Below are 15,779 nucleotides of genomic sequence, written 5' to 3' on the forward strand. Positions count from 1 at the left end.
GTAAAATCGTTGCATCTTTTTATTGACGATAAATAATGTAAGCGTTATCATTAAGTTGTTAACAGTACATACAGAGGGGAGAATGTATATGTTAGTTCAAACTATATTCGGAATGGATAAGTCTAAAAAATTAGGGGACTATGTGAACGCATTACAAGCGCTTTGTGAACAATATAATGTTGAAACAGATAAAATTGCAATTATTGAGGCGACAGAAGAGTATTATTTATTTTTAGTAAAGCAAGAAGATTGCTATGATGTTGTCAAAGTAGAAACAGTTGATACAAATATTGAATATTATACGAAAGCGTATAAAATAAGCAGTTTTAATCATACTGCTTATCAAATGTAAAAAAACTCCCTTTCGGGAGTTTTTTTAGGATGCTTTTGCTTCGCTGGATTCGGTTAGTAGGGGAACTTTTTTCGCACCGCTTAGCTTAGCGATAGTAAGGCCGATAAGAGCTCCGGCTAATGCTGGTACTAGCCAGCCTATTCCTTCATTATATAAAGGGATAAATTCAAAATAGGGTGTGATAAATGAAACTGGAATACCGCCTTGTTTTAATCCGTCAAATACGCTCACAACTGCTGCCCCGAATAAAGCACCTACATAAACAGATCGATAACCGCCGAAATATTTATGTAGTAACGATAGGAGAACGAGTACAATCGCAATTGGATATACAACAAGTAGAATTGGAACAGAGATGGCGATAATTTTTGTTAAACCTAAGTTAGCAACTAGTAACCCTAATGCGCAAATGATACTCGCGAATGCTTTATATGAGAATGTAGTCAATAATGTTGCGAAATATTGACTGCATGCAGATACGAGTCCAACGCATGTCGTTAAGCAAGCGAGTGTAACGATAAGAGACAATAGAAGAAGACCATATGGACCGAATAGTTGTTGTACGATAACAGTAAGTAGCTGTCCACCATTTTTTGCGTATCCGAGAGAGACGCTAGTCGCACCGAGCCAGCCAAGTGCACCATATACAAGTACGAGTCCGGTAGCAGCAATAAATCCTGCTTTTGCTGTTGCAATGGCAATGGTTTTACGATCATTCACACCTTTAGAGCGAATGGCATTTACAACGATAATCCCAAATGCAAGTGCTGAAATAGTATCCATCGTTAAATATCCTTCCATAAAACCTTTGAAGATTGGGGAAGTTTGATATTCTTGCATTGCTTGTCCGGATTGCCCAAGTGGTGTAAATACACTTTTAACAAACAATAAGAAAATAGAGAGTAATAAAATAGGTGTTAATATATTTCCGATACGGTCAACAAGTTTAGATGGATTTAAACTAAGCCAAAATACGATAGCAAAGAAGATGACTGTGTATAAAAATAACGCTAGGCTACTAGAGCGAATTGTTTCTGGTAAGAAAGAACTAACACCCATTTCGTAGGCGACGTTAGCGACGCGCGGAATCCCCATAGATGGACCGATTGCAATATATACAACTACGGTAAAGAAAATTCCGAATAATGGGTGAACATGACTTGCAAGTTGTTGCATACCATTTCCTGATAAAGAAATTGCAATAACAGTTAATAAAGGTAAGCCGACTCCTGTTAGTAAAAATCCAATCATTGCAGGCCAAAAGTTTTCACCTGCATTTTGTCCAAGCATGGGAGGGAAAATTAAATTACCTGCCCCAAAAAATAAAGAAAATAGCATAAGACCTGTGAAAAAAATATGTTTTTTTGATACAGTGTTCATTGTTTTTTTTTCCTCCTTTTTTAAAATTCATTTGTAAGAACACAAAAAACTCGCCCCTAAAGAAAGGGACGAGTTATATTTACCCGCGATACCACCCTAATTTATACATGTAGAAATAAATCTATATGTATACGGCTTTGCAACGTACAACATGATACGTGTTCCTTGTAACGGGGGACAGCCGGTAAGAACTTACTGTAACATTCGGTTCTACTTCTCGGAGATGATTTTCGGCTACGCACTGAACGTTGGCTTTCAGCAAATCGCCAACTCTCTGGGGAACAGTCCTATAACGTACTCGTTCTCGTCAATGAATTTTAGTTCAAGTATTCTGACAGTATTGTTGCATGTTTTTTTTTGAAAGTCAATATGTTTTTTGAAAGATATATGTATATGCGGAAATATCGAAGATGATATTGGTTATTGTGAAGGAAATGATGAAGTGTAAAACAGGAGTGAATAGTTGTAGAGAAATGTAAAATTTGTAGAGAAAGTTGATATTTATAGGAGTAAAGAAGGTATTAATAGAATTTACAGAGAATAATAAAACAATCCACTTGCTGGAAAGAACAAACCAAAAGAGGTGACTGAAATGCTTGCGATGGGAGTATTATTTGGCATTATTGCTATAATTGGTTTTATGTGGTTATATTATTCGCGTTCGTTTAAACAAGCAGAAGTTTTACTCTTTCAAAAAGGTAGTTTGTTGACAAATCAGTCTAGATATTTAGTATGTCCGAAGTGTGGGAGTGCACAGGCCAGAAGTGGAGGATATCAAGAGTGTTGCAAAATTAGATTATGAAAGAAGGAAGCCTCACATTCATTTGTGAGGCTTCCTTCCTTACAATTTCCTGCCGCTCCAAATTGTCCACCGATCTCTTTCAATAATAGGAGAGATGTTTTGTAATGCGATTTGGATATGATGTAGAAGTTGAGCAAGCTCATGATCTGTTAATTCGTATAGAATGGATCGTCCGGTTCGAGGAGATAAGTCTTGTAGTAATGCTTCTACAGAATCGTGTATTTTTCGTACTTCCCATTGTGTTTGCGAAGGGAACACGTGAAGAGAATGCTTTTGTAATTCTTGCTGTATAGTAGCAGTTTTTGGTCTTCTTTTTGATTCGATTTCAATGAGTTTTGGAAATACTGAGAAAAAATATCCGCGAATGTGTTCAGGGCTTCCTGGAATTGTACAATCTTCAATGGTTCGATCTTGTAAAATAAGTACACCGTTTTTCTTTAATATACGAGAAGCTTCACGTAAAAATGTAGGAATGTCTTGTAAATGATGAATAACTGCGCGCGAAATAACTATGTCGAATGTTTCATTAGGATATGGGATGCTATGTGCATCACCGTGAATGAATGAAATGTTTGGGAAGCCGCTACAATTTTCTTTTGCGGCTTGTAATATCTCTTTTGAAAAATCAAGTCCAACAACATTTTTGGCTCCCATAAAAGCAAGTTCTTTCGTGTAAATACCACCGCCGCAGCCTATGTCAATTATTTGTTTGTTTTGTATATCTGTAATGTTTTTTATCATTTCCTCCCAAGAAACATGGGCATTTCTAGTTGCATATGTGTACTTATTATTTGCATCATGAAAATTAATGGACATTGTAAAATCCTCCCTTCAGTGTATAGTATAGCTTATTTAATATGATCTCATGTTTTTGTTTCTTATATGAAGGTTATAAGGATTTCTTATTAGAAAAGAGGGATTGAGTTGAAAGTGAAGTATGTAATGGTTTTATGTGTGATTTTATTAGCATCGTGTGGTCAAGCAGAGCAAAAGAAAGAAACGAAACAAGTAGAGGAGACGGTGAATGAAGTGGAAGAAACAATAGGGATAACTGTTATACAAAAAAAACATAAAGAGAAAAAGTTACAGGAGTCAGAAGTTAAGGCCGTAATAGATATTATAAATAATGCGGAAAAACAAGAAATAACAGGTAGCTTTGGTGAACCTGAATATGAAATACAAATTAGTAGAGATGGGAAAAAAGAAACGTATTATGCATGGTTAAGAGGAGAAGATCGACGAGGGTGGCTACAATATAAAAAGGCTATGTACATGTTGAACGAAAAAGATACGGAAAAACTTTTGTCTATATTTCCAAAGATTCTAGAACAAAAAGAAGATGAGATACAGGTTGATCCTTTAACAGAAGTAACGAAAAAAGATTTGCAGATTACAGCGTTTCATATTAAAGCAGGGGATCAAAAAATGAATTATAAGGTACGTTATACAATTTCGCAATCACTTTACAACAAGTTAGCAAAGGAACAAGAATATTATTTGCAATTGATTTTCCCGGAAAAGGTTCAAAAATTAATTAGAGCAAAAGAGAGTGAAATGATTTCAGGTGAAAAAGTAAAGGAAGGGTATAAACAGTATGAATTGAATGTTACTGTTCCGATAAAAGATGCTTCATTATCACAATTAAAAGCATTAGAAACATATTATGAAAATTATGATTTGAAAATATTAAATAATAAAAAAGAAAAAATAGGCGTTTTTCAAAATATCATTCAAATTGTTAAAGAGTATGGTGAAAAAATGGATTTACAAAGATAAAGTGAATAGGAAAGTCTATATGGACTTTCCTAGGAAATGATAATAGAGAGGGGAGAGAATCCCCTCTCTATTACTTTGCTTTTGCAGATGGCTCATTTATGGATTTTCGTGTAATAAGAAATGAAATCATAAGAGCGGATAGAATAATAAGAGCGATGAATAAGTGATTTGGCAACCAATCTAATAATAATAGGTAGCTAACGGTATAAAAAATAAGAGTTGAGGCTAAGAAAGAGAGAGCACCTATAATGAGAGATTGTAATTTCATTTGTATCCACCTCCTTTCATTTGTATTTTTGTCTAAAAATGGATGATATAAACATTATTTCTAAGAAAAGAAAAAAATGTGTCATAATAGAGAATAGAATAAACTGAAATGGGTGCATATAGCTCATTTCAATAAGATAAAGGAGAGGGACATGAGAAATAATAAAAAAGGATTATGGGGAATTATTGTTGCAATAGGGTTATTTTTACTATCTAAGCTAAAGTGGGTATTCGCAATCTTTAAATTAGCAAAGTTTTCAACTGTATTTAGTATGTTTCTATCACTTGGTGCATACGCAGTTATATATGGTTGGAAATTTGGAGTAGCACTTGTTTATTTGTTATTTGTTCATGAAATGGGTCATTTATGGGCGGCAAGAAGAAAAGGGATACCTACATCACCGGCAATCTTCATTCCATTTATGGGGGCTCTTATTGGAATGAAAGAGATGCCGAAAAACGCAAAAGATGAAGCGTATATTGCTTATATGGGGCCTCTTTTCGGATTACTTTCATTTTTACCAGCTATTCCACTTTATATGATCACAAAAGAGCCGTTTTGGGCACTTGTTATTTTGCTTGGAAGTATGATTAATTTCTTTAATTTAATTCCCGTTTCACCGCTAGATGGTGGCCGAATTATTTCAGTGGTAAGTACGAAAATTTGGGGAGCAGGGCTTGTTTTATTGCTAGGCTATTCAATTTACTTTAAAAGTATTTTGGGAGGATTTATTTTCATTATCGGCTGTATGGAACTATATAGAGTAATAAAGAGAGATGAGCCGATTAAAGAATTAGGTTATAGAATTGATGGAATGAAAGAATATGTTGCTAAGCTTGAAGAGGAACTAAAAGAAACTGGTGCTGTGCATCGGACTATATACATGATGCATCATGAGATGAATGTATTAAGACAAAGAGAGCATGAAAAAGAATTAAAAACAGGGGAACTTCAAAGAATGGAAGTGCTAGAGCATCTTTTTCCGAAGTTTGAGCCGCTAGATTATGTTCCATATGAGGATGAAAAAGACGAGTATACAATTCACATCAGAGAGGCATTTGAAGTAGCGGAAAGACAATTAAATGAATGGGAAAAAGAAAAAGTACAAAAAGAAAACTATTATAAAGTTGATGCGAAAACGAAATGGACAGTATTCGCTTGTTATATCGGATTAATAGCTATACTTGGTTATACAGCTTATGAAGGTTATATTGTTTTACAGGAGCATTTGCCAAGGCGAAATGTGTAGAAAAATAGGGTCGAAATGATAGGAAGAATTTAAACAGGAATTGTATTTCTACGAGCGAATGATACAAGTGAAACACTCTATTGTAATATTCATAGTAGAAAAGGAGTTCTGTATATGAGGAAATTGCTAAGTGTGTTCAGCATTATAATCGTGATGATCATTGCGAGTTATAGTCTTATGAAAGTGCTATTACATTATGCGAATAAGCCCGCTGGGGTAAATACAATAGCTCAAATAGAAGCGGTACAAGAAGAGACAAAAGTGCTTGATTTTATTCGTACGACACATGAAAGTTATAATAATTTCTTAAATTATGGTAAGGCAGAGAATTATACAGACGGGGACTGGAACCATTTAAAGAAATGGTTTCAAGAACAAGAATCATCTTTAAAAAACATACATACAGAAATAAAAAATGAAAAGATCAAACGTGATGTAAATAGAAGTTATGAAATTGTAAAAAAAGGTGTGGAGCTTCAAAATATTGAGTATGTAGTTTATGCCCATCGTGTATACCATGACTTAGATATTATCGTAAATAAATATAGAGGTGAAACGAATATCTGGGGGTATACAGAATTTGGAGATGGGAAATATATAAGGGGAATTGAACAAGCAATACAGTCCAAATAATAAGCTAGCTAGCATTCTAGTTGGCTTATTTTCTTTTTGTAAGTGCAATGTTCATATATTTTTCACAAAAACACCGTGTTAATAGTGATTAAAATCACAATGTGTATAATACAATTCAGTTAAACTAAAAACAGTTAAGGAAATAGAGGAGTGGGATACAATGTTAAGTGCAAAAACAATTGAAATCGTAAAATCAACAGTACCATTATTACAAGAAAAAGGCGTTGAAATTACAACGAGATTTTATCAAATTTTATTTGAGGAACATCCGGAGTTATTGAATATTTTCAACCACACGAATCAGAAAAAGGGAAGACAACAACAAGCGTTAGCAAATGCTGTTTATGCAGCTGCGATGTACATTGATAATTTAGAAGCAATTATTCCAGTTGTAAAACAAATTGGTCATAAGCATAGAAGTTTAGGTATTAAAGCGGAACATTATCCGATTGTGGGTACATGTTTACTACGAGCGATTAAAGAGGTCGCAGGTGCACCTGATGAAGTTTTAAATGCATGGGGAGAAGCGTATGGAGTGATTGCTGATGCATTCATTAGCATTGAAGCAGAGATGTATGAAGAGGCTGCACATAAAGAAGGTGGATGGAAAGATTTCCGAAACTTTGTAGTTGTTAAAAAAGTGAAAGAAAGTGACGTTATTACATCATTTTATTTAAAACCTGAAGATGGCGGGAAAGTTTCTTCATTCATCCCAGGACAATATGTAACAATTCAAATAAATATTAAAGGTGAAACATATACACATAATCGTCAATATAGCTTATCTGATGCTCCTGGAAAAGAATATTATCGTATTAGTGTAAAAAAAGAAGAAGGTGTAGATACACCAGGTGGTAAAGTATCTAATTACTTACATGATCATGTAGGGGAAGGAGATATTCTGCCAGTAAGTGCACCAGCAGGAGATTTCGTATTAAATATGAATTCAACATTACCAGTTGTACTAATTAGTGGTGGAGTAGGTATTACACCGATGATGAGTATGCTAAATACGTTAATTGAACAAGACTCAAAACGTAATGTATATTTTGTTCATGCAGCGATAAATAGTACTACACATGCGATGAAAGAACACGTTAAGGCAGTAGACAATGAATACGAACAAGTTAAAGCATACACTTGCTATTCTGCGCCGACTGAAAAAGATTTGGAAATGAAAAACTTTGATAAAGAAGGATTCATTGAGGGTGAATGGTTACAAACCATTATTCCGACAACTGAAGCAGAATTTTATTTCTGTGGTCCAGTGCCATTTATGAAGCATATAAATACTGCACTAATTGATTTAGGTGTGAAACAAGAGCATATTCATTATGAATTTTTTGGTCCAGCAGCAAGCTTACAATAGGGTGAGCTTGAATAAGCAAAAAACGAGGTATTATTTTACCTCGTTTTTTATTTGTTCTCTTAATAGCCGATTTACTGTTTCACGGCGTATACCTATCAGTTGACCAATTTCAGTTTGCGTTAATATTTCATATATAGGAATGTCACCTAAATATAGTGTGAACCACTCTTGTAAACGATGAAGACGTTCTTTCGGAGAGACAGTTGACAATTGGTCAATCCGCTGTTGCATCATTCTTAGTTTCAATTGTAATTGCATAGCGATGTCGGCATATGATTTAGGGTTTGCTTGAAGTCTATCGTACCATTCGCTACTAGTAATCGGTTCAACTTCTGTTTTTATTAAAGCAATAGCGGTACCGTGATATTCCTTCGGTGAAATTAAAGAATGGTGAGGTATCGTTTCACCTGGAACGATAATGTTGAATAGAAATGGTGTTCCGTCTTCTTCTAGCCGAACCACTTTTAATAAACCTGTTTTTATAAAATATAAAGGACCATCCTCGCCTTGACGGAATAGTACATCTCCTTTGTGTAGAATCAATGTTAGCCCCCCATTTAAACATTTCTATTTCTTCTATTTTAGCGTATATGTATAAAGATAATATGCTATTTGAACAGCAATTTCATTGACGAAATGTATGCTATTACAGTAGTATACTATTTAGTGTGTAATAGTACTAGCAATGAATACGCTGTAGGGGGTTTAGTATATTGTTAGATGCGATGAAGATGACGGATGTGAGAATACCAGCGAATGCTATCATTCATGTAGAAGAGATGAAAGGTGGAGTCGTTCTATCCGTTGAAATAGACGGCCAAATTATTTATACGATGGCCTATGATGAAGAAACAGATAGTTATGCTGAATTATATGATCGAAACGATAAGAGGGCGTGCCAAGTACATGAAGACTTTATGGGATGGTCACTTCTTCACTAAAAAGATGTCAATATGACATCTTTTTTTATTGAATCGATAGATTATACAAGGAAATGAAATAAAAGGATAAAATTTGTAATAAATGATTTTGCATTGTTAGCACTTTGTAACTGCATGCGAACTGTTTTTTCGCTATCATAAAGATAACAGTCGCAGCTATAGGAGTGATCAACTTGAAGAAGGTACATATTTCAAATTTTATGCTATTAAGTGTTTGTTTAGTTTTATTTGTTCTCCTAGGAGCTTTTTTATATTCATGTGTATAAAAAAACGCATTCTAGAAAGAACGCGTTATAAAAGTGAAGTAATGATTAATCTAGTTCCAAGAATTATTAATGTGATACGTAATAAATTAATTACGGCATTACCGCTTAATTTTGTATTAATATAAGCCCCGATTTTTCCGCCAATCCATGCACCAGGAATAAGAATTAATGCATAAGTCCAGCTAACATTTCCAAGAGAGATGTGAGTTGCAGAACTTACAATTGCTGATAAAAATACGATAAACATCGAAGTTGCCACAGCAATGTGTGCTGGGAATGCAAAAAGAAGCATCATCGCTGGAACAAGTAAGGCACCGCCACCAATTCCAAATAATCCAGATATAAACCCAACTATAAAGGCGATAAAGATAGCAAGAAACGGTGGGAATTGATAGTGTACAGTATTTCCTTTGTTATCTGTAAAAGACCGCTTAATGACAGACATATTTGATAAGGAAAGAGGTTTTAATTTGTCTCGTAGCATAAGAAGAATGGATACGAAAATAAGGAAAATCCCAAAATATAAAGAAAATGTATCTTGGTTTAAAAATTTATTTGCCCATGATCCGATAATACCACCAGGGCCACTCCCGATAAATAAAATAAGTCCACTTTTATAATCCACCCGTTTATGCTTCATATACGTAAGGGTAGAAGCCAGTCCTGTAAAAACGACTGTTACCATAGAAGTTCCTACTGCGAGTTGTGGTGATAAACTGTGTAATCCAATTAATAACGGAACGATAATAATTCCGCCCCCAAGCCCTACTAGGCTCCCAACGGTCCCAGCGATTAATCCGATGAAAAGTAACATGATGTATTCCAAAATTGCCAACTCCTCTATATAACTTATCCATCAATCATTATACACGCTTTTTAATAAGAAATAGGCTTGTTCACAAAAAAGTCGTCTTCCTAGAAAAATAAGGAAGACGACTTTTGATTAAAAGATTAAGTGTAATAAGTAGTAAAATAACGCAGCTAATGAAGCTGAAATAGGAAGTGTAATAACCCAAGTAATTAACATGCGTTTTGCAGTTCCCCATTTTACACCTTTCACACGATGAGAAGCACCAACCCCTAAAATAGAAGAAGAGATAACGTGCGTTGTACTAACTGGCAAGTGAATGAATGTTGCACCGAAAATAACAAGTGATGATGATAAATCAGCAGCTACACCATTTACAGGACGAATTTTCATAATTTGTCCACCGACAGTTTTAATAATTTTCCATCCACCAACAGAAGTACCAAGACCCATTGCAATTGCACAAGATAATTGTACCCAGAACGGGATGTCGCTAGAAGTATGATAGTTATTGGCCATAAGAGCCATCGTAATGATTCCCATTGCTTTTTGTGCATCATTTGTACCATGTGTATAAGCTTGTAATGCTGCAGTGAAAATCTGGAATATACGGAAGTTTTTATTCGTTTTCGTTAAGTTAAAGTTTTTAAAGACCACTTTAAAAATACTGTATACGATATAACCAATAACAAAAGCGATAATCGGTGAAATGATTAAAGCTTCAAGAATTTTAATGAATCCTTTAAGGTTTAATGAACTAATACCAGCAGCAGCAATAGCTGCACCTGCGATTGAGCCAATAATTGCATGCGAAGAACTACTTGGGATACCGTAGTACCAAGTAATTAAGTTCCAAGCTATCGCCGCAAGTAAAGCAGCTAAAATTACAAGAGAACCATTTTGTAAAGCAAATGGGTCAACGATATCTTTTGTAATCGTTTTTGCTACACCTGTAAATGTCATTGCACCTAAAAAGTTCATAATAGCTGCCATAATAATTGCATGTCTAGGCTTTAGAGCTTTCGTTGAAACAGCCGTTGCAATAGCGTTTGCTGTATCGTGAAATCCATTGATAAAGTCAAAAGCTAAAGCGCAAATGACTACTAAAACGGTCAGTATCAAGAGTGTATCCATGATCAAACTCCTTACGCGTTCTTCATAATAATTGTTTCTAATACGTTTGCAACGCTTTGGCAGCTATCAGCTACTTCTTCAAGCTCTTCGTAAATCTCTTTGTATTGAATAATCTTAATCGGATCTTTTTCACGAGAGAATAAGTGTTTAATCGCATGACGACGAATATCATCGCATTGTGATTCGTAATCCTTAATCTTAATCGCGTTCGTACGAATGTCGACCAACTTCTTTTTAGACAGTAGTTCAACAGAGTTTGCAATTTCAATTGCACATTGATTAATTGCTTCTACGAATTTAATCATGTATTCATCAGCTTCTGTAATAGAATACATTTCGAACAGACCAGCACTGTGATCTAATCCGTCTAATACATCATCCATACTCATTGCAAGTTGTAGGATGTCCTCACGTTCAATAGGAGTAATAAACGCTTTGTTTAGCTCCATAATGATTTCGTGAATAAATGAGTCACCTTTTGACTCATATTCTTTCATGCGCATAGAAAACTCTTTTAAATCGCTAGCATTTTTAATTTTATACTCCACGAAAAATTGCGCGCCTTCTTTTAAATTTTCAGAAACATTCATTAACATTTCAGAAAATTTATCTTTTTTTGATTTAAAGACCATTATTAGTTACCCCCACAAAAGTAATATATGTAAAATATATTGGCTAGTCAATTCTAACAAAAAACTGTCGTTTTTTAAAACATTTTATCGAAAAGTTTACAAAAACTTAACATAACTCTCATTGTTGTATTAATAATATTAATAATCGATATTGAATATCTTACTTGTAGAATGTCCTTTTCTTGCAAAAAGTATGAATGTGAAAGAAAAGCTTTACACTATAGGAAGGACTACGTTATTATAATAAATTTAAAAGGAGGTATATTCTTCCTTTTGAAAAGAAGAGTGTAAACAAACGAAGGAAGTGAACGAATGAAATTGAAGAACACTCACTTTAAAAAAACGCTTGAGTGGTTCAATAAGAGGAAGAAACTACGCAATTCATTAATTGTATTGGGCAGTTTACTCGTCACTCTATTTATTGCTATAAATATAATAATTTCCATTCAAGACATATCTGAATTAAAACAAGCTGTTCCGCAACCGACTTTAATTTACGATGCAAACAATGAAGTTGCGACTAAATTGGCTTCTTCCAAAACAGAAGGCGTAAAAAGGAAAGATATTCCTAACATTATGGTTCAGGCAATTGTTGCAGTAGAAGATAAGGAGTTTTTTAACCATCATGGTATTTACTATAGTGGAATTATAAGTGCGGTTTTTAAAAATATTACAGCAGGAGAAGTTGTAGCAGGGGGAAGTACAATTACACAACAACTTGCGAAAAATGTATTTTTGACACAAGACCGCACGTTCTCACGTAAAATAAAAGAATATTTTCTAACTAAAAAAATAGAACGTACTTATACAAAAGATGAAATTATTGAAATGTATATGAATCAAATTTATTTTGGTGAAGGGGCTTGGGGTATAAAAAGAGCAGCTAAATCTTATTTTGATAAAGATGTAAAAGATTTATCAATTTCAGAAGCTGCAACGATTGCGGGCTTGATTAAAGCGCCGTCTGCGTATTCGCCTTATAAAAACTTTAATAAATCAATTGAACGACGTAATGTCGTATTAAGTTTAATGAAAGAGCAAGGGTATATTTCTGAAGAACAGTACAATAAAGAAAAAGAGTCCGGTCTTGTATTAAAACGTGGTGTTGATGATAAATACAAAGGTAAATATTCTCAATATGTAGACTATATTGTTAGAGAAGCAATGGACAAGTACGAATTAACACAAAATGAGATTTTAGCAGGTGGTTATCGTATTTATACAGAGCTTGATTCGAAAAAACAACAGGCTGTAGAAGATGTTGTGAATAATGATAACTATTTTAAAGATAGTGGTTCAGATCAGCTCATGCAAACAGGAGTGGTCCTTGTGAATCCAAAAACTGGTGGTGTTCCAGCTTTAGTTGGAGGCAGAGGGCCGTATCAGTTTTTACAATTTAACCATGCTACTCAATTAAAAAGGCAACCAGGTTCAACGTTAAAGCCTCTTGCTGTATATGTACCAGCGTTAGAACAAGGGTATGAAGTATACGATATATTAAAAGATGAACCATTTAGCATTAAAGAATACGAACCGAAAAATAGTGATCTTACCTTCCATGGTAATGTGACAATGTATGAAGCGGTGGCAAAGTCGTATAATGTTTCAGCAGTTTGGCTGTTAGAACAAATAGGATTAGATAAAGGATTGAAATCTTTAGAGAGATTTGGTATTCCAATAGTGCCAGAAGATCGTACGTATCCGATTGCTTTAGGCGGAATGCATGTAGGTACATCTCCATTTGTAATGGCCCAAGCATATAGTACATTTGCCAATGATGGTGTTCAAGTGGAGGCTCATGCAATTAGAGAAATTCAAAACGCTGAAGGTGAAACGATTGGGAAATGGTATAAGAAAGAGACGCGGGTGACGAGTGAAAAAATTGCTCAAAAGATGACATATTTATTAAAAGGTGTTGTCGAAAAGGGAACAGGTGAAAAAGCGAAAGTTAATAATGTTGATACAGCGGGTAAGACAGGTACTACTCAAATTGTAAATGGTCCAAGCAATGGTGCAAAGGATTCATGGTTTGTTGGATATACGCCAGATTTAGTAGGTGCAATTTGGGTAGGATATGATAAAACAGATAGCGAGCATTATGTTCCAGGAGGGAGTCAAATTACGACGACGATGTTCCGGGATATCATGAAAAAAGCAAATGCAAATCCAGCTCAAAAAGCATTCCAGTTATCGCTAATACCAGAGGCTGACTACAAAAAACAATTGCAAACAATCGAAGAGGAAAAACGAAGAAAAGAAGAAGAGAAGAGAAGGAAAGAACAGGAACAACAAAGAAAACAAGAGCAGCAAGAGTGGTTTGATAAAGTGAAAGAGTGGATTCCATCACTTTGGTAAAAGAAGAAAGAGGCGAATAACGAAATCCGCCTCTTTTTCGTATGAAAAATAAAGTGAAACTTCAATCATTAAGGGATGTTTATTCACCGCTAATGATTAGCCCATACCAATTGGGAAATGATATTACTCGTTTAGTATAATGTTCGTACTGCCAGAGGATTGAGAATCATATGTAATAATGATTTTGCCTTTACTAATAGGTTCGTAAGGTAATTCTTCTTCATAACTACCATTATTTTCATTATGGATAGAAAGCGTGATTTCATCAATTTCTTTATTTATATACTGATCTTTAATCGTTTCAGCAATTTGAAGTAGCGTTTCGTAACTAGAAGCTTTCGTAATAAGCATTCCTTTTATAACCTTTTTTTCATTATTTGCTGCATTGGAATAAGGGATGTTACTTTGTTTTGTATACAAAAGCTTGTATGGAACTGTTTTTCTCTCTGCTTTTGATATAGTGGAATATTTTAGAGTTAAAAAAAATCCTACACATAAAATAATGCATACCATAAGAGTAACCCAGATGCGTATCAGTGACATAACTCTCATTTTCATCCCTCTTTCATATCTTTGACTTCACTATTTATCATACAAAATGAGGATTAAGATAGAGTAAATTTGAGGTAAAGAAACGTAAAGAAGGAGCACTTATCCTCCCAAATAAGTGCTCCTTTCTATATAAAAAGAGAAATTTAATTTACAGTCAAATGATGCATATTATTATAAATACGCTTCTTTAGTGAAAATTAGTAAATTCGGAAAACAGATAGTGTTGCTGTTGTATCACCTGTGTTAGGAATAGAAATAGTATTTGCTGTAGGTTGTACAGCGATTGTTGTACCAGCTTGTAAAGTAACGATTGTAGAGAAAGAAACAGCACTACCGATAACGTTAGTTGAAAAATTACGAGTAGGTGGTTGACCATTGAAGGAAATACCGAATCCAAACGGTGAAGAGCCTGGGAAAGTTGTAGACGCTGAGAAATTAATATCATATACGCCTGTTTCTAAAACTGTTAAAGTATCTGCAGTATCGTTGGAGTTTCCGGTGGACGCGATAGGTACAGGAATTGGAGTACCCGCTGGACCTGTCGCACCAGTAGCACCTTGAGAGCCTGCTGGCCCTTGAGAGCCCGCCGGTCCTTGGGCACCAGTAAGCCCATTGAGTCCTACTAGCACCTCCTCCAAGGCAATCTGATCCGTATTGAACTAGGAATAGTTTGGATCTCTGTTATGAGTTTAACTAATTTGTCGATCGTACAACAATCTACTTTAAATAACTTAGCAAGCTTTGTAGCTCAACGTACAATGCTCCGCATGAGAAAGGTGTTGTTCTTAAAATAGTTAATAGATTAGCGATAATAGAATTTCCGATTTGTTTTTGTGCCGGAGATAAATCTAAGCAATTGAGGAACTTTTGTAGATTATTTAGGGCATCGATTAGATTATCTATATTATTTTGAGAAGGGGTTTGAAAGACAGCTTGAATAGCTTGACCAAGTGCTTAAAGAAGTCTAACGAATTCTGTAAGTTCGGACTTAGAGATGTTAATATGACTACAGGCTCTGACTTCGCAACAATCATTACCATAAAATACTTTTCCTTTATTTATATTGTTTATATTTTCATTCCTTTCTTTCATAGAATCAATAGTCGTTACTATATATTAAGATGAGATTTATACTAAATTCGTGATGGACAAACTACTATTTCTAAAAAAATAAGAAGTTTGCCTACCGAGCAAAAACAATTAAGTTATGGAGAAAGATTTATAGAAATTAAAGAAGATTAGTTCAACATAAAAAAGCATGT

16 protein-coding genes, 1 pseudogene and 1 other annotated feature are annotated in these 15,779 nt (G+C 34.6%); of the genes and pseudogenes, 8 read left to right on the forward strand and 9 right to left on the reverse strand.

Annotated features, from left to right (window positions below):
• Positions 1–13 precede the first annotated feature (13 nt).
• Positions 14–352, forward strand: a complete 339-nt coding sequence (locus tag ACS2MN_RS11230; RefSeq protein WP_131202359.1) for a DUF3922 domain-containing protein — start codon at positions 14–16, stop codon at positions 350–352.
• A gap of 24 nt (positions 353–376) precedes the next feature.
• Here the strand turns inward: ACS2MN_RS11230 and brnQ3 are convergent, their stop codons facing one another.
• Entirely contained in the window at positions 377–1,732 is a 1,356-nt protein-coding gene (brnQ3, locus tag ACS2MN_RS11235) for a branched-chain amino acid transport system II carrier protein BrnQ3 (RefSeq protein ID WP_033661247.1), read from the reverse strand.
• A gap of 61 nt (positions 1,733–1,793) precedes the next feature.
• Positions 1,794–2,052, reverse strand: a binding site (T-box leader).
• Positions 2,053–2,324: 272 nt separating this feature from the next.
• Between brnQ3 and ACS2MN_RS11240 the strand changes: the two genes are divergently transcribed.
• The gene (locus ACS2MN_RS11240) at positions 2,325–2,534 is read left to right on the forward strand and encodes a hypothetical protein (protein WP_000880630.1); all 210 of its coding nucleotides are present in this window, start codon (positions 2,325–2,327) and stop codon (positions 2,532–2,534) included.
• 39 nt (positions 2,535–2,573) lie between these two features.
• Here the strand turns inward: ACS2MN_RS11240 and ACS2MN_RS11245 are convergent, their stop codons facing one another.
• On the reverse strand, positions 2,574–3,350 hold the full coding sequence (locus ACS2MN_RS11245; RefSeq protein WP_000026265.1) for a class I SAM-dependent methyltransferase: 777 nt from the start codon (positions 3,348–3,350) through the stop codon (positions 2,574–2,576).
• 108 nt (positions 3,351–3,458) lie between these two features.
• Between ACS2MN_RS11245 and ACS2MN_RS11250 the strand changes: the two genes are divergently transcribed.
• Positions 3,459–4,310 (forward strand): hypothetical protein, encoded by an 852-nt coding sequence (locus ACS2MN_RS11250; RefSeq protein WP_000865658.1) that lies wholly within the window; start codon positions 3,459–3,461, stop codon positions 4,308–4,310.
• A gap of 70 nt (positions 4,311–4,380) precedes the next feature.
• On the opposite strand, the gene ACS2MN_RS11255 is transcribed toward ACS2MN_RS11250, so the two are convergent.
• Positions 4,381–4,578, reverse strand: coding sequence for a hypothetical protein (locus tag ACS2MN_RS11255; protein ID WP_000776283.1), 198 nt, complete (start codon positions 4,576–4,578; stop codon positions 4,381–4,383).
• A gap of 151 nt (positions 4,579–4,729) precedes the next feature.
• Here ACS2MN_RS11255 and ACS2MN_RS11260 point away from each other — a divergent pair, with 151 nt between their 5' ends.
• From ACS2MN_RS11260 to hmpA, 3 genes are all read left to right on the forward strand, one after another.
• Positions 4,730–5,827, forward strand: a complete 1,098-nt coding sequence (locus ACS2MN_RS11260) for a site-2 protease family protein (protein ID WP_087949110.1) — start codon at positions 4,730–4,732, stop codon at positions 5,825–5,827.
• Between the two features lie 114 nt (positions 5,828–5,941).
• On the forward strand, positions 5,942–6,460 hold the full coding sequence (locus tag ACS2MN_RS11265) for a hypothetical protein (RefSeq protein ID WP_001228786.1): 519 nt from the start codon (positions 5,942–5,944) through the stop codon (positions 6,458–6,460).
• Between the two features lie 160 nt (positions 6,461–6,620).
• Complete coding sequence (hmpA, locus tag ACS2MN_RS11270; RefSeq protein ID WP_000947326.1) at positions 6,621–7,829, forward strand: NO-inducible flavohemoprotein; 1,209 nt, start codon at positions 6,621–6,623, stop codon at positions 7,827–7,829.
• A 30-nt stretch (positions 7,830–7,859) separates the two neighbouring features.
• On the opposite strand, the gene ACS2MN_RS11275 is transcribed toward hmpA, so the two are convergent.
• Entirely contained in the window at positions 7,860–8,372 is a 513-nt protein-coding gene (locus ACS2MN_RS11275; RefSeq protein ID WP_000600583.1) for a Crp/Fnr family transcriptional regulator, read from the reverse strand.
• 170 nt (positions 8,373–8,542) lie between these two features.
• On the opposite strand from ACS2MN_RS11275, the gene ACS2MN_RS11280 reads away from it, so the two are divergent.
• Positions 8,543–8,770, forward strand: a complete 228-nt coding sequence (locus ACS2MN_RS11280; RefSeq protein WP_000883006.1) for a hypothetical protein — start codon at positions 8,543–8,545, stop codon at positions 8,768–8,770.
• Between the two features lie 291 nt (positions 8,771–9,061).
• Here the strand turns inward: ACS2MN_RS11280 and ACS2MN_RS11285 are convergent, their stop codons facing one another.
• The 3 genes from ACS2MN_RS11285 to ACS2MN_RS11295 all read right to left on the reverse strand — a co-directional run bounded on the left by ACS2MN_RS11285 (position 9,062) and on the right by ACS2MN_RS11295 (position 11,610).
• A complete protein-coding gene (locus ACS2MN_RS11285) occupies positions 9,062–9,862 on the reverse strand; it encodes a sulfite exporter TauE/SafE family protein (RefSeq protein ID WP_000455752.1) in 801 nt (266 codons plus the stop codon).
• 117 nt (positions 9,863–9,979) lie between these two features.
• Complete coding sequence (locus tag ACS2MN_RS11290; protein ID WP_000380277.1) at positions 9,980–10,978, reverse strand: inorganic phosphate transporter; 999 nt, start codon at positions 10,976–10,978, stop codon at positions 9,980–9,982.
• 11 nt (positions 10,979–10,989) lie between these two features.
• A complete protein-coding gene (locus ACS2MN_RS11295) occupies positions 10,990–11,610 on the reverse strand; it encodes a DUF47 domain-containing protein (protein ID WP_000231446.1) in 621 nt (206 codons plus the stop codon).
• 312 nt (positions 11,611–11,922) lie between these two features.
• On the opposite strand from ACS2MN_RS11295, the gene ACS2MN_RS11300 reads away from it, so the two are divergent.
• On the forward strand, positions 11,923–13,965 hold the full coding sequence (locus ACS2MN_RS11300; RefSeq protein WP_000769258.1) for a transglycosylase domain-containing protein: 2,043 nt from the start codon (positions 11,923–11,925) through the stop codon (positions 13,963–13,965).
• Positions 13,966–14,088: 123 nt separating this feature from the next.
• Here ACS2MN_RS11300 and ACS2MN_RS11305 read toward each other — a convergent pair whose 3' ends face one another.
• On the reverse strand, positions 14,089–14,517 hold the full coding sequence (locus tag ACS2MN_RS11305) for a hypothetical protein (protein ID WP_001265583.1): 429 nt from the start codon (positions 14,515–14,517) through the stop codon (positions 14,089–14,091).
• A 197-nt stretch (positions 14,518–14,714) separates the two neighbouring features.
• Positions 14,715–15,609: pseudogene (locus tag ACS2MN_RS11310) on the reverse strand (Gly-Xaa-Xaa repeat protein).
• Positions 15,610–15,779: the final 170 nt, after the last annotated feature.

Origin of the sequence: Bacillus cereus group sp. BceL062 (assembly GCF_051780025.1) — a bacterium.
Lineage (GTDB): Bacteria > Bacillota > Bacilli > Bacillales > Bacillaceae_G > Bacillus_A > Bacillus_A toyonensis.